This window comes from Paenibacillus jamilae (assembly GCF_050482105.1).
GTDB classification, from domain to species: Bacteria; Bacillota; Bacilli; order Paenibacillales; family Paenibacillaceae; genus Paenibacillus; species Paenibacillus jamilae_B.
This window is the reverse complement of the sequence record NZ_JBCNHI010000003.1, coordinates 365,063-386,261: the sequence shown is the minus strand read 5'-3', so window position 1 is coordinate 386,261 and position 21,199 is coordinate 365,063. Positions and strand designations below refer to the sequence as shown.

The window sequence follows — 21,199 nt, the reverse complement described above, 5'->3', positions numbered from 1 at the left end:
CATCTTATGGGCGCTAACAAACAAAAGTTAATGATAGATGATGATCCGTGAGAAGAGGTGAACGCTGTATGCAGGGGACGATTCTAGTAGTGGATGATGAACAACCTATCGCTGATATTTTGAAGTTTAATTTGGAAAAAGAGGGCTACCAGGTGATTTGCGCCTTCGATGGAATCAGTGCGGTGGATATTGCGGTTAAGCAGCAGCCAGACCTGATTTTGCTAGACCTGATGTTGCCGGGCATGGACGGTATGGACGTATGCCGCGAGGTGCGTGGACATCAGCTTCAGACGCCAATTATTATGCTGACTGCCAAGGACGGGGAAATCGACAAAGTGCTAGGGCTGGAGCTGGGGGCAGACGATTATGTAACGAAGCCGTTCAGCACACGCGAATTGCTGGCACGGGTGAAGGCACAGATGCGTAGACAGCAACGCGGTGTGGGGGGCACATCGGAAAGCCGCCCACAAGAGGATAAACAGGGGCTACGCGTAGGCGATCTCTTTTTTGATGCGGATATGTATACAGCCTATAAAAACGGAACTCCACTTGACCTGACGCACCGAGAATATGAACTTCTATATTATATGGCGAAAAATGCAGGCAAGGTCATGACTCGCGAGCATTTGCTTCAAGCGGTATGGGGGTTTGAATACTACGGGGATGTACGGACGGTAGATGTGACGATCCGGCGGCTGCGCGAGAAGATTGAGGAAAATCCAAGCAAGCCGGAGACGATCCTGACACGGCGTGGCCTCGGATATATCGTTAGCGGGGGCAAAGGTGGCCTGCGGGCATGAGATGGCTGTCCTTCTTTCGCACCATTCATGCCAAGCTGATTATTATCTATGTGCTGCTGATCTTGGTGGCCATGCAGTTGATTGGAGTCTATTTTGTCAGCTCAATGAAGAACTCGTTGACGAGTAATTTTACGCAGGATTTGCAAGCGCGGGCAGAGATGCTGTCTGTGCTGGCGGAACAGGATCTGAGCGGAAGTGATGGCAAAATGGAAGAAGACAGCGTTGAAAGTCTGCGTGCACGCGTAAATAACTTGTTTGACTTTAGCGGCGCGGAAATTCAGGTGCTGGATGCCAGTGGCAAAGTACTGATTACTTCCCAAGGCTCTCATGCCGACTATGTCGGACGTAAAAATACGCAGACAGTGGTTAGCCGCGCACTCCAAGGAATACGTGATAACGAGGAATATATGGTGGACGAGGATAACATCCGCAAGAAGGTCGTCGCCAAGCCTGTCATCAGCCAAGGCAAAATTGTCGGTGCAGTGTACATCGCTGCTTCCATGGCTGAGCTGTACGATACGATGAAACGCATTAACAATGTGTTTCTCTCGGGTATGTTGATTGCGCTGGCGTTGACGGCTGTGCTGGGCGTGGTGTTGGCCCACACGATTACGCATCCAATCAAAGTAATGACACGGCATGCGACGGAGGTCGCTGAGGGCAAATTTGACCAGCAGATGCCAGTGTTTGGCGAAGATGAGATTGGCAGGCTGAGCGTGGCCTTTAACTATATGACAGGACGTCTGCGCGAGGCACTGTCGCAGAATGAGGAGGAGAAGGAAAAACTCTCCTCCATCTTGACCAATATGAGCGACGGCGTGGTCGCTACCGACGATCATGGCCGGGTCATTCTGGTCAATCGCCGGGCCAGCGCCATGCTGGGTGTGAACGAGAATGAGATGACCGGCAGACATATCGCGGTACTGCTCGGGATCGACCCGGAGGAAACCGAGGCCCTGTACAGCGGCTCGTCGGCTTCTACGCTCTTGCAGCTGGAGCCGGCTGGTCAGGATGAACCCATCGTCATCCGTGTGACCTTTACGCCGATTCATCGGCGCGAATTTGGCATTACGGGCACGATTGCTGTGCTTCAGGACGTGACGGAGCAGGAGGAGATGGAGACGACGCGGCGGGAATTCGTCGCTAATGTATCCCATGAGCTGCGCACACCGCTGACGACGATCCGCAGCTATGCGGAAGCGCTGGATGACGGCGCGATGGCTGAGCCGCAGCTTGCAGAGCGTTTTGTGGGTGTCATCCGCAACGAGACGGAGCGTATGATCCGGCTGGTTACGGATTTGCTGCATCTGTCGCGGCTTGATTCCAATGAGGCGCCTTTGCGGATGCAGCCTGCCGATGTGATGGAGATGCTGGACGAGGTCGCGGATCGGTTTTCTTTTCAAATGAAGCAAAAACATATTCGCTCAGGCATGTTCGTAGAGCAGGGGATCGGCAAGGTCGTGATCGACCGCGATCAGATTGATCAGGTGCTGGACAATTTGATGTCCAATGCACTGAAATATACACCAGAAGGTGGGAGTATCCGGATTGAAGCTCGCCGCAACCATGAGGGCATGCTGGCTATTTCGGTACAGGATACTGGAATTGGTATTCCCAAAAAAGATCTGGACCGGATTTTTGAACGGTTTTATCGTGTGGACAAGGCGAGATCGCGCAATATGGGTGGCACAGGACTGGGACTGTCGATTGCCCGGGAAATTGTAAAGGCCCATGGAGGCCAGATTTTCTTGGAGTCCGAATACGGTCAGGGAACGTGTACGACCTTTACGCTGCCTATGCCGGGTGAAGGGAGGGAAGCACAGTGAAAGAACGTTTGAAGTCATGGACGCTTATTCTGCTGGTGGCTTCCAGCCTGGTTCAGACTTATTTTTTGATCTACCGTCTTCCGGGCAGTGATTCTGTACTCACTTCAGAAACGAACTATGTCAAAACTGAAAGCATGGGACAGGAGAAAAAGATTGAGAACCTTGTATTTCCTGATAGAATGCTTATTCATCAAGGTGAGAAGAAACATACCGTTTTTTATCCGGGGGTTACTTTTTACGATTTGATTTATACACGGCTGGAAAGCCGAAGCTTTAACAATTTCCAACGCCGGAGTATCCAGTCAGCGGACTGGGCACGGATTCGCAGTGAGGATGAGGGGATTGAGTTATCATTTTCCGGCGGGGTTCCGGTTTCATTACTGGAGCGGGTCATGCGTCTGACGCCGGATTCAGTATTTCAGGGAGAGACCATTAACCGCATCTGGATCTATATCGACGAAAAGAATGCCAAGCCGCACGCACTCTTTTTCAGTGCCAGAGGCGATGTGGTGTATGAGGCCAACCAGTTCGATATGACTGTAGAAGACATTCGGCAGCATGTGAATTTTGGGAGAAATGCCCCGTTGTACAAGCTGGTGAATAATCAGTATTACATTCCCGTGGATGACCTGGAGACTGTACAGCCTGTGGTATATGCCGGGTTGTTTACAACAGAACAGATGCAGCGAAATTTATTTTTCGATCCGGGCATTACGCGCAATATTCAGGAAAAAGACGGTTCCCAGATTTATACAGATAGCAAGCGTAGCTTACAGATCAAGCAGGATCAACGTTGGATGAGCTATACCGATCCTAGTGCACCGGGAGCGGATGGAAGCAGCCCAATTAGGGACGTGTTGGCCGCAGTTGATTTTGTAAATCAGCATGGCGGTTGGGATGCCTCATATCAGATGAAATTGAGAAGCAGCGATGAAAATCGCACGAGTGTGATGTTCCAGCAGTATTATGGCGCTTATCCGGTGCTGGACACGCCATCGTTCCGATTTGGTACGATCTCATTGCAAATCCAGCAGGAAACGGCATCTGTCTATGATCGTTCGCTGCTGTATCTCAAGGGCGGCGAGCAATCATCGAAGAAGGTATTGTTGCCCGGTGGCGAGGCCTTGGAGAAGCAACTGCAAACGGTAGGCGAAGGCAAGACGATTAGAGATCTGACTCCTGTATATCAGCCGGAGTTGATCAATGACGGATTGAAGCTTGTCCCTGAGTGGCGTATTACATTCAGCGATGGTTCTGCTGCAGAGATTCATGCTGTTCCTGTAACGACAGCATCCAATACAACACCAGCGAAGTTAGGCCAAGAGACAAAGTGATGATAGGAAGGGGGAACGGGAATGGATTGGAGCCGCGCTAAAAACGTACTGATCTGTACATTTTTGCTGCTCAATGTGGTATTGGGTTATCAACTGTGGCATGATGCGCAGGAAACGGCTGGGCCGAATCTGGATTTTACTTCACTGGATGAAAACACGCAGCGTTTAATGGAAGAGAAAAGCATTCAGGTGTTGGCTCCGATTCCCGGAGATACCCCGCAGCTGCCCAAGCTGTCCTACACCTATGTCCATAGTGGAGAAAAAGTTGAACTTGTGCAGCTGCTGAGACCGGTGGACAGCAAGCTGGTATTCACTCACGATGCGCTAGTGGAGGCACTGGAGCCGCAAATCCAGGATATTGATAACTATCAGTATGATCCGCTGGATGTTCAGGAGGAGCTTGTATCCGGACAAGCAGATGCTTTTGTGCTGCATCCGTTGGTACAAGGCAAGTGGCCGCTCTTTAATGTGAAGCTGGCTCTGTTTTACAGCAATCAGAAGATTACAGGATATCGCAAAGTTCAGGTAGAGCTTCAGCCTTCGGATGAGGCCAAAAAAATGCTGCCTGCGTCCAAAGCCTTGGCCAGGCTAATCGACGGCTATTTGCCACGTGACTCCGTAGTGAAGGATATCCGGCTCGGATATTACGGACAGACCTTTAACTCCGATAGTCAGGTGGCTGCTCCGGTGTGGCGTTTTATGCTGGACAACGGAAAAGGTGTGTATTACGTGCAGATGAATGGAGATGTCATTAGTCCAAAGACAGAACATACAGAAGGGTCTTGAACAGATATGGGGATTTCTTTTACCGTGCTGTCGAGCGGTTCGACCGGCAACGCTACCGTTGTGCGGAACGAAGACACGACATTGCTCATTGATGCAGGTCTCAGCGCAAAGCGTATTGACGAATTGCTGAAAGAACGCGATCTGAGCGGAGAGGAATTGGATGGTATTTTGGTCACGCATGAGCATTCCGATCATGTTAAAGGACTAGGCGCCATGGCGCGTAAATATAATTTACCTATATACGCTAATGAGAAGACATGGTCTGCCATCAGCAACGCTGTTGGGCAAATCGTGGATGATAACCGCAGAATATTGGAGACAGGTGCGACACGAGAATTTGAGTCATTGCGTGTAGAGTCATTCGGCATCTCCCATGATGCGGCTGAGCCCGTGGGGTATAGCTTTTATGATGGGGCAGAGAAGCTTAGCGTAGCGACCGATCTCGGCTATGTTAGCGATAAGGTAAAACAAGCGATATCAGATGCAGATGTATTGGTGCTGGAGGCTAATCATGATGTAGAAATGCTGCGTATGGGCCGTTATCCTTGGAACATCAAACGCCGTATTCTCAGCGATATCGGCCACTTATCCAATGAGATGGCGGGTGCGATTCTTAGCGAGCTGCTGACAGGTCGGACCAAGCGAACGTACCTGGCACATTTGAGCCGCGACCACAATATGATGGAGCTTGCGAAGATGACCGTACGTGATGCGATGGAAGACCGCGGCTGTTTTTATAAGGATAGTGAGTTTCGATTGTGTGATACGTATTATGATCGTCCTACACCTTGGGATAAGGTAAGTGAGCCATAAAGCTGTCCAGCTCGGCGGCTTTGCGCTCAACTTCTTCACGGGTCACTATGCCTTTGTCCACCAGTAGTTCAATCAATGTACTTAGCGCCAGTGTATTACGGTAGTGCTCGTCTTTCAAATCCGCAAGCTTGGCTGCCATGCGAACTTCATCCATAGCGGAACGATGGGAATTCATCATATATTCCTCCTGTAAAAATATTTTTAAAATGGCGTGCAATAAGCTTGGTTCTGCCTGTGGTTTTTCCAGGTGCTGTGATACAATAAAGCTAACAACAGAAGGCTTTCTGAAGGAAGGCTCTCATCGAAAGTATAGGCTGCTTTAAGCGGACGGGAACAAGCCAGAACGTCTCTATGAGACGGTCAGTTTGTAATAGAATAGAAGACTTGTTACTATTGTAGTCCATTGGTTTGGAAATCATTCCTCTTTTTTCCTCTATTCGGAGCCAGATTCGGCGTGTATGCTAATTTATGAGATTTGGTTGCTTAGGAAGGCACCGTTTGTGGTGATTAATAAGTAGGCCGGAACGATTAGTTGCTGTAATTCCGATGGTAGGGGATATTCAATCCATTTGAGATGTTCAACGGAGCAGGTTCTCTGTAGCATAGGTTGGCGCAAGCCCGAATAGCCCTAATTTTTTAGTGAGTGTCGGTCATGACAACGAAGGGGAGAGGATTAGCATGGGCTTGTTTGATGATGATTTTTATTCAACGAAGGTGTCCACACGTGCGGCTAAAAAAACGGCATTTAAGGCGCGTCGCGGAGGACGGGGACGTTGGCCGCACAGGAATCGTCGGGTAAGTCCGGTGCAGGCAGCTGTCATTAGTGGTGCGGTTAGTGCAGTGGTTTCCGTGCTGCTGTTCAGCTTTATTACAGGTCTGCCCTCCACTACAGCGGTAACCGGAGCAAGTCATTATCCCTTGCGGCAAGCAGCGGGTGATCCGTATGATCGGATTGTGCAAGCGGCAGCCAAGGTACGCCCAGCCGTCGTCAGCATCGTAAATCTGAAGGGGGAAGACGGTAAAAGTACGGAGCAATCAGCGCTTGGATCGGGCGTTATTTTCCGAGTGAGTTCAGGCAAAGCCTTTATTATGACGAATAACCATGTCATCGAAGGATCGGATGATTTGGATATTGTAACCGTAGACGGTGTCAGAAAAGAGGCAAAGCTGGTCGGAAAGGATCGCATTAGTGATATCGCTGTATTGGCCGTTGATGATAAAGGCATTAGCACAGTGGCGGATATCGGTGACTCCAGCAAACTTCGTCTGGGCGAGACGGTCATTGCGATTGGCAACCCACTCGGATTGGGAGACACACTGACCTCCGGCATTGTGAGCTATACGAATCGCATCATTCCCATTTCCATTAATCAGGATGGCGTATATGATTGGGAGCAGCATGTGATTCAGACCGATGCAGCGATTAATGAAGGAAACAGCGGCGGAGCGTTGGTCGATCTGGACGGACGGGTGATTGGCATCAATACGATGAAAATCGCCGATACAGGTGTGGAAGGACTGGGCTTTGCCATTCCTGCTAATGAGGTAATGAAGACGGTGAATGAACTGGTTGAGGATGGCAAGATCACCCGCCCTTATCTGGGGGTGTACACGGTGGACCTCAATAATGAGTATGCACCTTTGGATGAAACTCAGCGCAAGGAACTCAAGCTGCCTGACAGCGTCAAGGATGGGGCCGTTGTTCTGGAGGCCCATGGTCCTGCCAAGGAGGGCGGCTTGAAGCTGAACGATGTCATTACAGCGTTTGATGGGGAACCGATTAACTCTACGCTTGATTTGCGTCGCTATCTGTATGATCACAAGAAGATTGGCGATGAGCTGAAGGTTACCTTTTACCGGGCAGGCAAGGAAGAGTCGGTGACGTTAAAATTAACAGATAAGCCGGAAGGCTAAGTTTGAGTGGTATACTTAACTATAAAGAAGGCGCTCGCCGGCTCATTTCCGGGAACGCCTTTTTTTGCTTTCTGCTGTGCCTTAGATTAAGATGTCACTCCCGTCACACGGGTTCCGCTCTTGGTAATTTTGTATGTCACTACATCTCCGCTCCAGAAGTGGAACTTCAACGTGACTTCACCATCCTTCACACTGTTGAAAAATTCAGGCAGCAGCTTGATGCCGTTCGTATCATAGGCAGGGGAAAAAGTATTGCCAAACTCTTTATAAGGTGTCCAATCCTGTGGACCGGCATTGCCTCCATTCGTATACACGGCTTCCATGGTCGCAAGCTGGCTACCACGGAAGTCTGTTGGAATGGTAAAGGCTTGTGTAGTCCCTTCGACGGCACTTAATTTTGGAGTATCATACACGACGACTTTAAAATTCCAATCCGCCCCCTTATTAAACTTGGCGTTAATAACGGCATTCTCACCATATTTACCGGAAGTAATTAGGCTGGTAAGTAAGCTGGCTTTAAAGGTTAATGAATCTCCACTCAACGTATAGTCGGTGCCCTGTTTCAGTTGCTTGCTGTCGGCATTGAGTGATTTCAATTGGTTGCCGTTCAGGTTTAAAGTGACCTTGGTATCCTGAACAGGAGAGCCTTTCTTCAAGTGAATGAGATCACTAGCTGCATTGGAGGAACGTCCTTTCAGGCTGGCCTTCATGACATTAAAGAGTTCAGGATCAGACCACTTGTAAGTGCTCCGATTCAAATGCTGGCCGTTATCCCAGAGCATACCTGTTACTTTCTTCTCTTTCATGTAATAAGTCAAAAACTCGAAGAATTTCAGCTTTTCGCCCTGTTCAATAACACCTGTATGTTTATCGAAACCGAGCAGGCCATATTCACCGACAATAACCGGGATTCCCTTGGCTACAAAGGTGTTATAGACATTATCAAAGGTTTGAACAATATCGTTTTGGGTAGCTTTATCAAATGTTGTATTCCCGGCAATGTTCACACTGAAAGGCCAAAAGCCATAATAGTGGACGGTCGCAATCAGATTGGGATCATTCAGCCCAGTAATTGTGTTGTAAAGTTGGCTGATCTTGGCTTGGGCAGGTGCAGCATCCAGACCGGATAGGACAAGGGGACGCGTGGCGTTCTTACCACCGGAGGCGCGAACGATTTTGTGGAAGGATACATTTAGCTCATGAAGCATCTGATTCATTTTCGCTTCATCCGTGGTTCCCCCTTCAGAAAACCGGGGCTCGTTAATACTTTCAAACATCAGTTTGTTAGGCTGGTCTTTAAAGCGATCTGCAATTTGTGTCCATAATGCGTTATAGCGAGCTAATACTTCATCATGCTTGGGCTCCATGCTGCTTACCCACGTCCATGAATCGTGATGGACATTAATCATAACATACAGATTGGCATCCAGTGCCCAGCGAACAACCTCTTCTACACGGTTCATGTAAGCAGACTCAACGGTATAATGGGGTGCTGCTCCAATATGCTTGTCCCAGGTGACGGGAATCCGGATACTTTTGTACCCTTGAGCAGCAATTTGCTGGATCAAAGCTTGGGTAATGCGCGGATTGCCCCAAGCTGTCTCATCCGCCCCGACAGCATCCAGCGAGTTTCCTAAATTCCATCCAGGCTGCATGGCTTCCACATATGACTGCATATTGCTTGTAGCAGCAGCTGGCTGTGCTTGTCCGTCCGTTTCAGCAGCAGCGGCCACGGATGCGAACGTGGATAACAATAGGGTAATGGCAAGCGTCAACGACAGCAATGAAATGGGTCTTCGTTTTAACATAACAGGCCCCTTTACAAAGTTATTTTGAAAGCGCTTTCCACTAAACATTACCATATTATTCTATTCTGCAATACCTGCATAATTCAAGTAAAAATCATGTGTGAATTAGTTATTTTACAATTGTAAGCGTTATTATTGAAAAAACACAGAAATGAGTGTAGAATCTATGACCCTACAAAATCCTCAAATACAAAAGAAAGAAGGAGATGAATATGAATAAGTGGAACACCGAAGAGGCCATTCGGCGCTGGAATATGCATGCCGAAAAATTTACTGCCAAGTACACCGAAGAAGGGGATCGGTCTCGTGAAGTGCTGCTAAATCCTGCTTTGCAAGAGTGTATGGGACTGATCGAAGGTAAAAAAGTGCTGGATGCTGGATGTGGCGAAGGTTACCTGAGTCGGAAAATGGTCAATGCAGGCGCGTTGGTGGAAGCTGTCGATTACTCGACAGAAATGCTGAAACTTGCAAAAGAGCGGACACCATCAGCGTTGGGAATTACATATCACCATGGCAATCTGGAGAAGCTGGAGATGTTCGGGGACCAGAGCTTTGATCTGATCGTGTCCAATATGGTCATACAGGACTTGGCTCATTATGAGCAGGCGATTGCCGAAATGCAGCGATTATTAGTTCCAGGAGGCCGCTTTATTTTTTCTATTCTGCATCCGTGCTTTCTGACGCCTCAGAGTGGATGGGTGAAGGATGAGACAGGGAAAAAGCTGTATTGGAAAGTGGATCAATATTTCAATGAAGGCCCATTGGAGCAAGCGATCCCTTATGATCAGGAGGAAAAGCTTTTGTATTTTCACCGTACGCTGGGCAGCTATGTACAGACCATTGTGGAGGCGGGCTTGTTGTTGGATGGGATGATCGAACCGAAGCCGTCTGTTGACATGCTGGAGAAATATCCCCATTTCTGTGAAGACCTGAACGTCAGTAATTTTCTCATTTTTAAGACCAAACGTCAGGGATAGTGGGCAAGCCCTTTCCTTTCTGCGTCAAGTGTGGTAGAACAAAAGAAGGCGGTTTTGACACACCTACAACAGGAAGAGCTTCAAACGGAAAGGGATGCAACGGAATGTACGTGGTATGTAAAGAGCATGTGGAACTGGCAATTGATATGTTCGTCGATGAATACGAGGATGCACCGGATGTCGTCGATCTCAAAGAAACGAAATTTTCGGATTGGGACCCTCCAGTGAAGTGCAAGGAATGTGAGAAAAAAGCAGAGTTTTTGGTCGTCTAAAAAAACAAGCACGGGCGTTTCGGGCAGAAACGTCCTTTTTGTATATATCCCCACCACGTACTGAGACAGGAGTGAACGTTGGATGGACCCTTTGCTGCATTCACTGTTTCGTCCGCTTCAGGTCAATGGAAGTGATCCCCATACATATTATATTGAGCAAAAGCCGACTGCTGCGCTGAGGGCTTACGTAGCCTGCTATTGGGAGTCGGGTCCGGCTACCAGAGAAGTTTCTGAACGGAATATGGCAGTATCGGATAGAGGTGAAGCTTCATTAGGCTGGCTGGAGGAAGAAGAGGCAGTGGACCGGGTATTACCTGATGGTTGTACGGATATTCTATTAGAATACGACCCGGTGAGTAAGCGTCAGGAACTCTCATACTGCGGGACATTTACGAATCCGTTCGTGTCTACCAGACAAGCAGGGTCCGGGACACGTATTTTTGCGGTGCGATTTTTCCCCGGTGGAGCACATTATTTTCATGGCATGCCGACTCATTTGTTTACAGGAGGTAATTACCACTTGGAAGACATATGGCCCGAGAATATTGAGATCATAGGTGAGCGTATTTTGGAGGCACGAGACTTTAATGAACGGGTGCGCCTAATGGATCAATATCTCAACCAGCTTCTACTGCGTCGTAGGACAAGCGATTGTGACCTGATGAAAAATCTGCTGCATCGCATCTTTGTGAGCGGCGGGAGTGTGGGGGTTAAGGAGCTTGCCGAGCGTGAGGCGATCAGTGAAAGACAGCTCAACCGCAAATTTGGGCAATGGATCGGGGTCAGCCCCAAAAAGTTCAGTGAAGTCGTCCGTTTCCAGAGCGTTCTGCACAGTATTCAGAATGGTGGTTATGTCGATGCGATGGAGCTGGCATTAAAGCACAGCTTTTTTGACCAAGCGCATCTAATCCGTGATTTTCGCAGATTTTATGGAGCTTCCCCGCTTACTGCGGCTAAAGACTTTCGGAAGTTGTCCGATTTTTACAATACACACCCAGAGGCTTCGGCTATACTCAAAATATGAAGAAGAATGCAAAGGAGAGATGAGGATATGAGTGGAACGCTGCAAGTTCGTGATCATCTGCTGAATGAGCTGGAGACTGGAGTACGGACGGGGGAAGCCTTGATTCGTAAAATACGTCCAGAGGATTGGAGCTTTCGCCCACAGGACAATTTCCGCTCGCTGCTGGAATTAGTGCACCACTTTGTGCTTATTCCAGCTTCGGATCTTGCGATTATGCAGGAGAAGTCCGAGGCAGAAGTGGGAAGCATTGAAAATAGCCTGTCCGGGGTGGAAGATCCCGAGCGCTTGGCTACGGCTTTCAGGCAGAATTTTGAGGTATATAAGGCTTACATTCTTTCGCTTAGCGAAGAAGATTATCTGAATCGTTCGACGAAAGCTTTCTATATGGAGCATGGGCATTTACAGGTTCAATGGCAGATTGAGACCGTGACCCATGTGTTCCATCACCGCTCGCAGATCTACAATTATCTGAAGCAACTGGGACATGAAGTGAGCTTTTTTATGTTGTATGCTTGAGTTTTTTATGGAGATTTATGAGGGCACCTGTGCGGTGCTCTTTTTTGGTTTTATTTAAGGCTTTTTAGGGTGGAATGACTTAGTCGAACGCGCGTGAAACTTCTTTACTAACACGTCTAAGAATCCCGATTTGCTCTTCATTCAATCGGCTGGTCAACGCAACAAACTCATCTATGGCCTCTTGCCGAATCATTTCGTCTGCAGTCATATGTTCTTCGGAAAACATTAACTCACTGATAGACACGTTTAAGGCGGTTAACACCTTCTCCAAGGTATCAATCGAAAAGTTTCTTTCTCCTCTTTCTAATGCACCAATATATCTATAGTCCAAGCTTGCAATGTCAGCTAGCTTTTGCTGTGTAAGTCCCTTTGCATTTCGAATAGCCCGGATTCTTGTACCGATTTGCTTGCGTAATTCAGCCATATTACCACCTCATAACAAGCTTATGGAAGATGAAGTGTAAAAGTCAGGTCAAAATATATAGTAAAAATGGTTTATATTGCGCTTTTTAAGTAGTATAATTAGTCTGTTTAGTCACTTCTCACGAGTGGTTGGCAACTCTAAATCGATAAAGAGGATATACTAGAGGAGGTAATATTTTTGCAGGAGGACATTCTTAAATCACTCAAACCAGATGTGATCGTACAACTGTTAAAAATGGCTTATTCCTTCGAAAGCTGGACTCAGGTAAAGACTACATCTGGCATTTTATATAGCCGTGTCCAGCGTATCTACGAAGAACGGCAGTATCATAAAGCAATGAAATTACCCATCCCGCATGTGAATCTAGAACGTCCGTTGGTATATTATTTTGGGCTCAGTCACCTGATGTGCGGAATGGCTCACCAGAATCAGGGTGCATATGAGCAGGCAAGGGAGTGCATCTATAAGTATGCTGAGCTAGGGTGGATGGAGGATTTAGAGGAAGAAGACAATCAAGTTGTCGAGGAATTCAGGTTTTTAGCCAAGACCAATTTATATGCAGTAGATATTTTATCTGGAAATATAGAGCTGATCGAGGAATATGTAGCCTTTTTGCAGGATAATCTAGAGGAAATATTACCGGGGCTAAATACCATATTACAGGCAGCGCTTATGTATCATTTGGATGTGGCAGATATCTTACATACGTTTGCAGAGCAGATTGATGAATTTGAGAGTTATGAAGACGCAGAGAACATATCTTACTATTATAGCTACTGCTATCATTTGGTTTTGTACTATCGGAAGTACGGCAGATTACAGGATGCAGTGGGACTTACTGTGCGGGCGATGCAACTAGCAGATCAGTCAGGTAACGATCGTAATTTTAAGAAATGTACAGCATTGTTCGAATCACTGCGCGGGTCAGCGACAGCGGAGCAAATCAGCGAATATCGACAGATAGTAATGCAGTCTCTTGATGAATACGAAACGAATAGGGATTTCATTGTGAAGAGCGTAAAGAATGATCCGCTATAATTTGAGCAGGGAATAGGCTCATAGTGGAGAGGAAATAGATAGGTAAGAGACGTTTCAGGTGCTAAAATAACTATGTTACAGTTATGTTTTTAGTTTGGGATCGTAAATACGATTTTACATTATCATTCGATATAGATAGGGGTATGGAATTTGTTTATTCAACTTATAGGTGTTGGCAAGTTAAAAGAGAAGTATTTGGTCATGGGCATTCAGGAATACGCAAAACGGCTAGGGCCATACATCAAGTTCCAAATGATCGAAGTAGCCGATGAAAAGGCTCCAGACACACTGAGCGAGGCGGAGGTTCGGCAGGTCAAGGAGCGAGAGGGCGAGCGTATTTTAGCCCATGTGAAAAGTGAGGCACACGTGATTGTACTTGCCATCGACGGCAAACTGTGGAGTTCGGAAGAACTCGCGGAGGAATTGGACAAGCTCGGCACCTACGGTACAAGCCATGTTATCTTCGTTATTGGCGGCAGCCACGGTCTCTCTGACGAAGTCCTCCGCCGCGCCCAACAGAAGCTAAGCTTCGGAAGGATGACTTTGCCTCATCAATTGATGCGATTGGTGCTGGTGGAACAGATTTATCGGGCGGTGAAGATTAATCGGGGGGAACCGTACCACAAGTAGAGGCAAGAAAGGTTGTAAATAAGGTGGGAGTTCGTTTGTTGAAACGGATAAATTAAGAGGGATATTATCTAATTTATCCGTTTTACGATACAATAAGTGCAGAAGTGTAAAAGTTTTTGAGATGTTTATTTCTGAAAAGCCAAATTCGAGTTCAACCTTATCGACTTTACGTGATTCTCCCTCACGATGCTTGATTAGAATATGGCGAATTAATAGTTGAAGTAACTGTTTTTGTTTCTCCCGTGGCGACTGTTCGTATAATATAAGAAATTGCTCCAGAAGTATTTTAATAAGATCAGGTTCAATAATTTTTAAATCACCAGAATTTCGGGTCGAACTTAAATTAATACTTTTTGTTCTAATTGCTCCTTTTCAATTTCAACTTTCTGCATCCGTTCTTGTAATACATTCATGGAAAGTGTCCTTTTCTCAAATGCATCTAAATATCGTTCTCGTAACTCTTGTATTTCTGATAGGCGATCGACATTTTGTTTTAGCAATTCCGTTAATGGAAAAATGACGGTTTCATTTTGTGCGGTATCCCTTCTTATTTAAGTGGTTCGCAATAGCTTTCAACCCCATGTTATTCTCATATGAAAAATAAGTTTGACTATATCCGCTTCGTTCTGATTTATGACAAGTTTCTTTTCGATTAAATCGTAACCCAAGATAATACCATCATTCTACGACCCTTCTAATGCCCTTTGTTTCATACCTAATTTAATATTTTCCGATAACGTGTTTCGTTCCATTTCTGCTATAGAGGTCATTATTTGAACTACTAAGCGCCCGATCGGGCTTACTGTGTCAAAGTTTTCCGAATAGGAAATGAATTTCACATTGTATTCTTCAAACTTATCTAACAGAACGAGAGTATCCAACATATTGCGAGAGAGACGAGAGATTTTCCAAACAAGAACCGTATCAAACTCTTTCTTTTCAATATCAGCCACAAGCCGCTACATTGCAGGACGACCCTTTATGGATTTTCCACTAATGCCTTCATTGATGTATTCTTCAACAATTTTCCAATCGTAAAGTTGTGTGAATTGGCGTAAGGTATCTATTTGAGCGGATATACTGTATCCCTCGGCAGCTTGTTCTTCTGTGGAAACACGAATGTACAGTCAAACTCTCCTTATTTCTACCATAGTAATAACCTCCTTTTCATATTAATAATTATGCACAATAAAAAAAGGAAAGGACGGGTCCTTTCCAGAAAACTACAAGGCTATTAATTTGGGTATATAGAAATTTGTTCGAAAATCCATCTCTATTCATAAATAAATGGAATAATAATTTTTAAAAAATAATTATCTTAAACTTAAGGAATATTTCGAATACCGGTTAGTATAACCGCCTGTCTCTAATTGTTCATCAAACTTATATACTGTAATGTTTAGTTTTCTAAGAAATTGCTTCATTAAATTGACTCTTCTTAAATAATAGATCATTTGAATGAAACATAGGGTTCGTTGTGTGAAAAGGTAATTTGAATAAGTAAACAACTCTTAATAATGCATTATAAGTGTTAATACTCCATCCAACAGATTACACACGAACACTATTTCCTAAGCTCATTTGTTTCCCCAATTTTAACACATGGAATAGTAGAAAATCTATTTTTAGTAGCAGCAATTCTTTCATATGATACCTTATCTGCTTTGTAGCAATACCATAGTGTGTTTTTCTTTCTTTTTAAGTAGTGCTACTATATAATCAGGGCATTTTGACTATAGGTAAAATGTACTACTTAGAGGGGTGGGTTCTATTTGTCTGCAAATACTGACCAATTCGAACGTGATATTGCGAAATCTATTAAGGGCGTTGGGATAATACCATTTGATATTCCACAGTGGATGAGGGATATAGGTATTCGTCCTGGCGCAAAAATTATTGGTATTGAGTGGGTAGGGAGCTCTGGAGCGAAAACTGATATTTTGATTCGTTTAGAAAACTCTGAACCAATTAAAATTTCGGCGAAATTAAGTAGTGCTGATTATTTTGGTAATTGGTATTCTCATGGTCGAGTTATTGAAGAGTTTGGAGCAGATGCTTTTTATAGACTTGTATCTGATTGTACGAAATGGTCTAATCGGTGGAAGACAAATCCGTCTGCATCTTTATTTGTTGGCGTGAGTATTTGTTTTGGAAGACGGAGCGGAAATACAGCAAGGGAGTTTACTGATGTATTTACATATAATGATATAGTGAAGATTGTGGCGGGATATGGTTCAGGCGATCATATTGCCAATTGTTTGTATGTCTCCTCAAGTGTTCCAAGAAGTATTAATGATTTGGTTTTAAAATTAAAGCCTATTGATAAAGAAACTATATTTCAATTAAGTAGTAACTTCAAAATTGCTTATCGACCTATCAATCCTATGACTGAGGGAACTAATAGAGGAAAAGCTATTTATACTCAGTTTAAACCGTACCAACGTCTGTCACAGAAGACTACTATTAAAACACTTTCTCAATTGATACAGCTTGGTGAGTATGTTGAAGTTGAGCCAAATAGTTTAAATCATAATCGCTTATTAAATGAGTTAGAAAGTAATTATAATATTTTTATACCACGTAAATAAATCATATTAGAGCCTTTTGATATAAAAAGGCTCTAATATTGAATTTTCTTTTTTTATCTATTTTCGTAAATCCATTTGGCAATCGGTTGAGCAATGATCCTGGCTAATTGAACTGGAACTGCATTTCCAATTTGTTTATAAATCTTGTCTAAACGACCGTTTTTAGACATTTCATCATTCTTTCCATCACTAAAATTATACCAATCAGGGAAAGTTTGAATGCGTGCGATTTCCTTTACCGATAGTCTGCGATTATTTTCTTCTCCGTCTTGGAAAATCCACTTGTTTTTATCGACCTTCTCCATTGGAAGTCCACCTGGATGAATAGGAGCTTGTCTACCACTTGCTTGAATAGTAAAACTCTGTTCATTCCAATTTTTTTTGCGATTTCGGCTCATAAAGATGGTGGAATATGAACCTGTGAAATATTCGCCAGGGTTTTCTTCTAAGTCTCCTATTGCTTCCGTTAAAGTTATATAAGGATTCAGGAATAAACCGTCTCCATGGGAAGGTTCAGGGAATTCATATTTGAATTTAATATCTTCTCGAACACCTACTAAGAATACCCTTTCCCGAAGTTGTGGAACACCATAATCCCTTGCATTTACAAGTTTGTGATACACACGGTATCCTGCAGCTTCAAAATCTTGACGGATTTGATGGAAAACTTCTCCTTTACCAAGAGTCAGCATCCCTTTTACATTTTCCATAATAAAGAACTTTGGTTGTACTTGCATTAAACAACGAATATAGTGGATATATAAAAAATTTCGAGGGTCATCAACCAATCGTGGTCCAGCCTCGCTAAATCCAGGGCATGGTGGTCCCCCTACGACAACATCAGCTTTTGGAAACTCCTTCACTTTTCGGATGTCTTTATTGTGTATAAAAACAGAATTAGGAAAGTTCTGTTTATAGGTTTCTAGGGCTTCTTTAAAGATATCGTTGGAATAGAGATGATGAAAAATACTCTCTTCTCGAATTGAGTTGAAAGTATCTTTATTTTTAAAAAGTTCGTTGGTTCTTTCTTCCCCAATAATTACATCTAATCCGGCTAATTCGAGACCAAGGTCAAGCCCTCCTGCCCCACAAAATAGACCTAAAACATTAGCTTTGTCAGTTTTAAAAAAAAGATTTTCCATATCGTAATCTTGCGGTTCGTCTATATTTAGATGAGTTTCCTCTTCAATTTTTTTTATAAGGAGATTTTTAACATCATTAATGTCATAATTGGGTGCTGGTTTGAATTTACCCCGCCCTCGTTCTTCCAGTTTTAACATGTTTCATCTTTCCTCCTGATTACAAACTAAAATCCTTTAGTGTATCCTCAATTTCATCCTGCAGAACACCAATATATTTTTTGGTGATACTTGGAGTTGAATGGGAAAAAAATTCTTGTAAGATTGCTAAATTTTTATATTTTTTATAGTGATGATATCCGAAAGTTTTCCGAAGTGTTCTGGAACCAACATGTTTGATTCCAGTTATTTCAGCGGCCTTTTGTAGTGTACGGTATGCTTGGGTAAGGGTGATGTATCCATCACCTTTTCTCGAAGGAAATAGAAGATTTTCAGGCTCCATAGAAGCTGTATATTTGTCTATTTCATTTCGTAAGTATTCATTCAAATAGATGGTACGAAATTCACCTGTTTTTTGCTCTTTTATACGAATATGAGTCTTATCTCGAATATCCTGAACCCGAAGGGGAAGAATATCGGACATTCTCAATCCAACATTAATTCCAAAAACAAAAAGAAAATAATCTCTATAAGAACAATAACGAATCAAAGAGTTTTTCATTTGCTGAATTTCTTCTAATGAACGTATGGGTTGTACGTTCTTTTCTTTTGTCATTTTTTTCACCACAAATAAATAATATGATACATTAAATGTATCATATTATTTATTAACCGTCTATATTACGGTCTATTTCTATTATATTAAGATGTTTAATGTACCAATACATATAAGTTCATACATTCATTGAAATAGAAAAAATCATCTGTTAGCCATAAGGTGGATTCATGAGTGCAAAAGGGGAAAGAGATATTCAAAAGTAAATTGAATTAATTATTAAAGACTTTCCTTTTACGGAAAAAGAGCGAAACAAGTTTCTTGCTTCGCTTTTTCCTTCATCTAATTCTCAATTAAAATAGGGGGTCTATCTCAATTTTGATTACAATTGTTTGCCTCTGTTAATGTTAGGGTGAACCGTACCATAAGTAGCGGCAAGTTTCTTTGGGCTTCGATAAAGGCTTTATATTTGAGAATTTATAAACTTGCCGTTACAGACAAAGCTGAGAACCATATCACATATTTCGGGGGGGAATTTTACCACTGGTACTCAACTAATGGGCTAAGGTTCAGTGAAATGGCTGTTTAATATCGTTTTCTATTTATTTAGCCAGAGTAACACATCCGCTTAGCCTAAAATATGATGAGTCTAGAAATCAAATGAGGTGAGCATATGGCAGTTGTAAAATCCAGGCAACAGGATATCGATATGTTGGCAAGGTTGCTTCGAGCTGAGGCTGAGGCCGAAGGCGAAATGGGCATGCTCCTTGTTGGAGCTGTTGGCATTAACCGAATAAGAGCGAATTGTTCCGATTTTAAAGGAATCCGGACAATTCCCCAAATGATTAACCAGCCGCATGCGTTCGAAGCGCTACAACATGGCATGTACTATCAAAGAGCAAGAGATAGAGAACGCCGTCTGGCACAACGGGTTGTGAATGGGGAACGGAATTGGCCAGCCAAATACTCGCTATGGTACTTCCGCCCAGGATCGTATGAAAACCCCGGACCATGTCCGCCAACTTGGTATAATCAGCCGTTTGTAGGTCGATGGAAGAAACATTGTTTTTATGAACCGACTGCGATTGAATGCGAAAATGTATATAGTACGTTTTAAAATCTGCATAATTGCATCAGACCAAGTTTTATTTCGGCGGGACTCATGCATGACTTTGTAGGTAAGGAATACCTGAATCACAACGCTCCGCCAACCTTACTAAAAACGAACATAACATACTTAGTGGGTGGTTTTTCAGTAACAGTTTGGTTTAATTAGTAAAAAGACAGTTAGGGCACATTGAGTAGCCTTAACTGTCCTTTTATTCATGACTCCAAACAGATTGCAGAAATCGTTAGAAATGACGCCAGCCGCTGTTGACAGCGCCTTGCAAAGAGCCAGAGAACGATGGATAGGGTGAAACTCTGTTCAGAAGAAGAATGGATACGATAGCTAACCAGAACTTTCATGCGGCAGACCTGCACAAGGATGGCATACAGGATGTTTATTCGTGCACCTGAAAAAGTTTACCAAAGCGATGGAGAGTGAGCTTTTTTGATTTCGCCGTTGAATTCGAAAATAAATTTCAAATCTCTATGTTTGTCTCCAAAAACTCAAGATATTTTGGGTCGTCTTCCATAAAAATCTCAATACCGGCGCCCATGTAAGCCCGGGTTAGCTCGTCAGCCGCCTTTTCAAATTTTTCCTGTTCATAATATAACTGCCCCAGCCGAAGATGAATATACGGATTACCCAACCCCTTCGGACACTGTACGGCATTAAAAAAGCACTTGAAGGCCTTATCGAAATTCTTCATACGATAGTGGACATCCCCAATAGCTACATATATCCAGGTAGCGGTCTCCCATTCTTGATGATTTTCAGGCAATAAACGGAGGGCGGCAATATAATTTTGCTTGGCGGCATCAAGATCGCCTACCTTCACTAAGTCATCGCCTTGTTTACATAGAGCCCTAATTGCGGAATAAGTGGAATCTGAGAGCTGCAAAGTGATCTCTCCTGTTCTATTCGATTGGATTAGGCATTCATATGAGAAGTCTACCAAATTTTTAAGCCTATTCATAGATTGAAGGCGCGTTCTAGTTTATGTGGGTACTATTTTCAAGAGGGCCATGTGTGGCATGTATTATTTTAATGGCTTGATTATGGTTTAGAAGAAAGGATGATAGAGATGCCAAATGATAATCAGCAGCTTCACAAGGAATCGATTAAGTACCTAACGACTGCGCCTCTTCGCGAGAATGATCCTAAGTTTATTTGCGCAATAAGTGATGTAGCCTATGAGTTTTTAAGATCTGCCTTCGGATTGCCTCTACTAATTAAAAAATACGGATATCCATGTTTAAAAAAAGTACTTCAACAAGTCGAGAAACAGTATCAGGATATGCCGGAAGCATTTAGGGGGCATTTTACCTTTGATGAAAATGGAAAGGCAGTTCAATTGAGAAGTCCAAGCGAAACGAAGCAAATGATTGAACGCTTTTTCGCATCACAGAACCGTTATTAATCAGCCGGATAAGGAGGTAATTCGGTATCACTCATCACAGTCAGATAACCCCAATCTTCTCCAATTTTAATTGGAGTGTTCCTACCCACTCTCCCAATTTCTATGCTTTAATAAAATGAGTAGTATCAAC

The 21,199-nt window shown here is 43.9% G+C and carries 21 protein-coding genes and 1 pseudogene; 15 read left to right on the top strand and 7 right to left on the bottom strand.

The genetic code is table 11. The features are described 5' to 3' along the window. Positions 1-68 precede the first annotated feature (68 nt). The 5 genes from yycF to ABEW32_RS03025 are packed head-to-tail and all read left to right on the top strand — an operon-like array spanning position 69 to position 5,559. Positions 69-800: a response regulator YycF gene (gene yycF / locus ABEW32_RS03045; protein WP_430184577.1), complete on the top strand. Its 732-nt coding sequence runs from the start codon at positions 69-71 to the stop codon at positions 798-800. Then, positions 797-2,626, top strand: coding sequence for a cell wall metabolism sensor histidine kinase WalK (gene walK, locus ABEW32_RS03040; protein ID WP_430184575.1), 1,830 nt, complete (start codon positions 797-799; stop codon positions 2,624-2,626). Before yycF ends, walK begins: the two co-directional genes overlap by 4 nt. Next, positions 2,623-3,960 carry a YycH family regulatory protein gene (locus ABEW32_RS03035; RefSeq protein ID WP_430184573.1) on the top strand — a complete coding sequence of 446 codons (1,338 nt, stop codon included), beginning with the start codon at positions 2,623-2,625 and terminating at the stop codon, positions 3,958-3,960. The genes walK and ABEW32_RS03035 overlap by 4 nt, the downstream gene beginning before the upstream one ends. 21 nt (positions 3,961-3,981) lie before the next feature. After that, positions 3,982-4,746 carry a two-component system regulatory protein YycI gene (gene yycI / locus ABEW32_RS03030; RefSeq protein ID WP_430184571.1) on the top strand — a complete coding sequence of 255 codons (765 nt, stop codon included), beginning with the start codon at positions 3,982-3,984 and terminating at the stop codon, positions 4,744-4,746. Between the two features lie 6 nt (positions 4,747-4,752). Then, positions 4,753-5,559 carry an MBL fold metallo-hydrolase gene (locus ABEW32_RS03025; RefSeq protein ID WP_430184569.1) on the top strand — a complete coding sequence of 269 codons (807 nt, stop codon included), beginning with the start codon at positions 4,753-4,755 and terminating at the stop codon, positions 5,557-5,559. On the opposite strand, the gene ABEW32_RS03020 is transcribed toward ABEW32_RS03025, so the two are convergent. Further along, positions 5,528-5,734: a hypothetical protein gene (locus tag ABEW32_RS03020; RefSeq protein WP_013373883.1), complete on the bottom strand. Its 207-nt coding sequence runs from the start codon at positions 5,732-5,734 to the stop codon at positions 5,528-5,530. The genes ABEW32_RS03025 and ABEW32_RS03020 overlap by 32 nt on opposite strands. 503 nt (positions 5,735-6,237) lie before the next feature. Between ABEW32_RS03020 and ABEW32_RS03015 the strand changes: the two genes are divergently transcribed. Further along, positions 6,238-7,473: a S1C family serine protease gene (locus ABEW32_RS03015; protein ID WP_430184567.1), complete on the top strand. Its 1,236-nt coding sequence runs from the start codon at positions 6,238-6,240 to the stop codon at positions 7,471-7,473. An 86-nt stretch (positions 7,474-7,559) separates the two neighbouring features. On the opposite strand, the gene ABEW32_RS03010 is transcribed toward ABEW32_RS03015, so the two are convergent. After that, positions 7,560-9,281, bottom strand: a complete 1,722-nt coding sequence (locus ABEW32_RS03010) for a cellulase family glycosylhydrolase (RefSeq protein WP_430184565.1) — start codon at positions 9,279-9,281, stop codon at positions 7,560-7,562. 212 nt (positions 9,282-9,493) lie between these two features. Here ABEW32_RS03010 and ABEW32_RS03005 point away from each other — a divergent pair, with 212 nt between their 5' ends. The 4 genes from ABEW32_RS03005 (at position 9,494) to ABEW32_RS02990 (ending at position 12,070) form a co-directional block, all read left to right on the top strand. Then, on the top strand, positions 9,494-10,258 hold the full coding sequence (locus ABEW32_RS03005) for a class I SAM-dependent methyltransferase (RefSeq protein WP_430184563.1): 765 nt from the start codon (positions 9,494-9,496) through the stop codon (positions 10,256-10,258). Between the two features lie 104 nt (positions 10,259-10,362). Next, on the top strand, positions 10,363-10,530 hold the full coding sequence (locus ABEW32_RS03000) for a CxxH/CxxC protein (protein ID WP_013373879.1): 168 nt from the start codon (positions 10,363-10,365) through the stop codon (positions 10,528-10,530). Between the two features lie 82 nt (positions 10,531-10,612). Beyond that, positions 10,613-11,554, top strand: a complete 942-nt coding sequence (locus ABEW32_RS02995; protein WP_430184561.1) for a DUF6597 domain-containing transcriptional factor — start codon at positions 10,613-10,615, stop codon at positions 11,552-11,554. A 27-nt stretch (positions 11,555-11,581) separates the two neighbouring features. After that, on the top strand, positions 11,582-12,070 hold the full coding sequence (locus ABEW32_RS02990; protein ID WP_193189552.1) for a DinB family protein: 489 nt from the start codon (positions 11,582-11,584) through the stop codon (positions 12,068-12,070). Between the two features lie 79 nt (positions 12,071-12,149). On the opposite strand, the gene ABEW32_RS02985 is transcribed toward ABEW32_RS02990, so the two are convergent. After that, the gene (locus tag ABEW32_RS02985; protein ID WP_107733636.1) at positions 12,150-12,494 is read right to left on the bottom strand and encodes a helix-turn-helix domain-containing protein; all 345 of its coding nucleotides are present in this window, start codon (positions 12,492-12,494) and stop codon (positions 12,150-12,152) included. Positions 12,495-12,671: 177 nt separating this feature from the next. Between ABEW32_RS02985 and ABEW32_RS02980 the strand changes: the two genes are divergently transcribed. After that, positions 12,672-13,532, top strand: a complete 861-nt coding sequence (locus tag ABEW32_RS02980; protein WP_430184559.1) for a DNA-binding protein — start codon at positions 12,672-12,674, stop codon at positions 13,530-13,532. Positions 13,533-13,682: 150 nt separating this feature from the next. Next, positions 13,683-14,162, top strand: a complete 480-nt coding sequence (gene rlmH, locus ABEW32_RS02975) for a 23S rRNA (pseudouridine(1915)-N(3))-methyltransferase RlmH (RefSeq protein ID WP_044786744.1) — start codon at positions 13,683-13,685, stop codon at positions 14,160-14,162. A 683-nt stretch (positions 14,163-14,845) separates the two neighbouring features. Here the strand turns inward: rlmH and ABEW32_RS02970 are convergent. After that, a pseudogene (locus ABEW32_RS02970) lies at positions 14,846-15,229 on the bottom strand (recombinase family protein). 705 nt (positions 15,230-15,934) lie between these two features. Here ABEW32_RS02970 and ABEW32_RS02965 point away from each other — a divergent pair. Continuing rightward, positions 15,935-16,750, top strand: a complete 816-nt coding sequence (locus ABEW32_RS02965) for a hypothetical protein (protein ID WP_430184557.1) — start codon at positions 15,935-15,937, stop codon at positions 16,748-16,750. Between the two features lie 53 nt (positions 16,751-16,803). Here ABEW32_RS02965 and ABEW32_RS02960 read toward each other — a convergent pair whose 3' ends face one another. Both ABEW32_RS02960 and ABEW32_RS02955 read right to left on the bottom strand, forming a co-directional pair. Next, a complete protein-coding gene (locus ABEW32_RS02960) occupies positions 16,804-18,030 on the bottom strand; it encodes a DNA cytosine methyltransferase (protein WP_430184555.1) in 1,227 nt (408 codons plus the stop codon). A 19-nt stretch (positions 18,031-18,049) separates the two neighbouring features. Continuing rightward, positions 18,050-18,604 carry a tyrosine-type recombinase/integrase gene (locus ABEW32_RS02955; protein ID WP_430184553.1) on the bottom strand — a complete coding sequence of 185 codons (555 nt, stop codon included), beginning with the start codon at positions 18,602-18,604 and terminating at the stop codon, positions 18,050-18,052. A 613-nt stretch (positions 18,605-19,217) separates the two neighbouring features. Here ABEW32_RS02955 and ABEW32_RS02950 point away from each other — a divergent pair. Further along, a complete protein-coding gene (locus ABEW32_RS02950) occupies positions 19,218-19,661 on the top strand; it encodes a cell wall hydrolase (RefSeq protein ID WP_430184551.1) in 444 nt (147 codons plus the stop codon). Positions 19,662-20,127: 466 nt separating this feature from the next. Here ABEW32_RS02950 and ABEW32_RS02945 read toward each other — a convergent pair whose 3' ends face one another. Beyond that, positions 20,128-20,550, bottom strand: coding sequence for a tetratricopeptide repeat protein (locus ABEW32_RS02945; RefSeq protein WP_430184549.1), 423 nt, complete (start codon positions 20,548-20,550; stop codon positions 20,128-20,130). Between the two features lie 183 nt (positions 20,551-20,733). On the opposite strand from ABEW32_RS02945, the gene ABEW32_RS02940 reads away from it, so the two are divergent. Then, the gene (locus ABEW32_RS02940) at positions 20,734-21,069 is read left to right on the top strand and encodes a hypothetical protein (RefSeq protein ID WP_430184547.1); all 336 of its coding nucleotides are present in this window, start codon (positions 20,734-20,736) and stop codon (positions 21,067-21,069) included. Positions 21,070-21,199: the final 130 nt, after the last annotated feature.

Excerpts from the sequence above, each read along its gene's own strand:
- yycF (WP_430184577.1), top strand. The coding sequence starts at position 69 with ATGCAGGGGACGATTCTAGTAGTGGATGATGAACAACCTATCGCTGAT.
- walK (WP_430184575.1), top strand. The coding sequence starts at position 797 with ATGAGATGGCTGTCCTTCTTTCGCACCATTCATGCCAAGCTGATTATT.
- yycI (WP_430184571.1), top strand. The coding sequence starts at position 3,982 with ATGGATTGGAGCCGCGCTAAAAACGTACTGATCTGTACATTTTTGCTG.
- ABEW32_RS03025 (WP_430184569.1), top strand. The coding sequence starts at position 4,753 with ATGGGGATTTCTTTTACCGTGCTGTCGAGCGGTTCGACCGGCAACGCT.
- ABEW32_RS03020 (WP_013373883.1), bottom strand. The coding sequence starts at position 5,734 with ATGAATTCCCATCGTTCCGCTATGGATGAAGTTCGCATGGCAGCCAAG.
- ABEW32_RS03015 (WP_430184567.1), top strand. The coding sequence starts at position 6,238 with ATGGGCTTGTTTGATGATGATTTTTATTCAACGAAGGTGTCCACACGT.
- ABEW32_RS03010 (WP_430184565.1), bottom strand. The coding sequence starts at position 9,281 with ATGTTAAAACGAAGACCCATTTCATTGCTGTCGTTGACGCTTGCCATT.
- ABEW32_RS03005 (WP_430184563.1), top strand. The coding sequence starts at position 9,494 with ATGAATAAGTGGAACACCGAAGAGGCCATTCGGCGCTGGAATATGCAT.
- ABEW32_RS03000 (WP_013373879.1), top strand. The coding sequence starts at position 10,363 with ATGTACGTGGTATGTAAAGAGCATGTGGAACTGGCAATTGATATGTTC.
- ABEW32_RS02995 (WP_430184561.1), top strand. The coding sequence starts at position 10,613 with ATGGACCCTTTGCTGCATTCACTGTTTCGTCCGCTTCAGGTCAATGGA.
- ABEW32_RS02990 (WP_193189552.1), top strand. The coding sequence starts at position 11,582 with ATGAGTGGAACGCTGCAAGTTCGTGATCATCTGCTGAATGAGCTGGAG.
- ABEW32_RS02985 (WP_107733636.1), bottom strand. The coding sequence starts at position 12,494 with ATGGCTGAATTACGCAAGCAAATCGGTACAAGAATCCGGGCTATTCGA.
- ABEW32_RS02960 (WP_430184555.1), bottom strand. The coding sequence starts at position 18,030 with ATGTTAAAACTGGAAGAACGAGGGCGGGGTAAATTCAAACCAGCACCC.
- ABEW32_RS02955 (WP_430184553.1), bottom strand. The coding sequence starts at position 18,604 with ATGACAAAAGAAAAGAACGTACAACCCATACGTTCATTAGAAGAAATT.
- ABEW32_RS02950 (WP_430184551.1), top strand. The coding sequence starts at position 19,218 with ATGGCAGTTGTAAAATCCAGGCAACAGGATATCGATATGTTGGCAAGG.
- ABEW32_RS02940 (WP_430184547.1), top strand. The coding sequence starts at position 20,734 with ATGCCAAATGATAATCAGCAGCTTCACAAGGAATCGATTAAGTACCTA.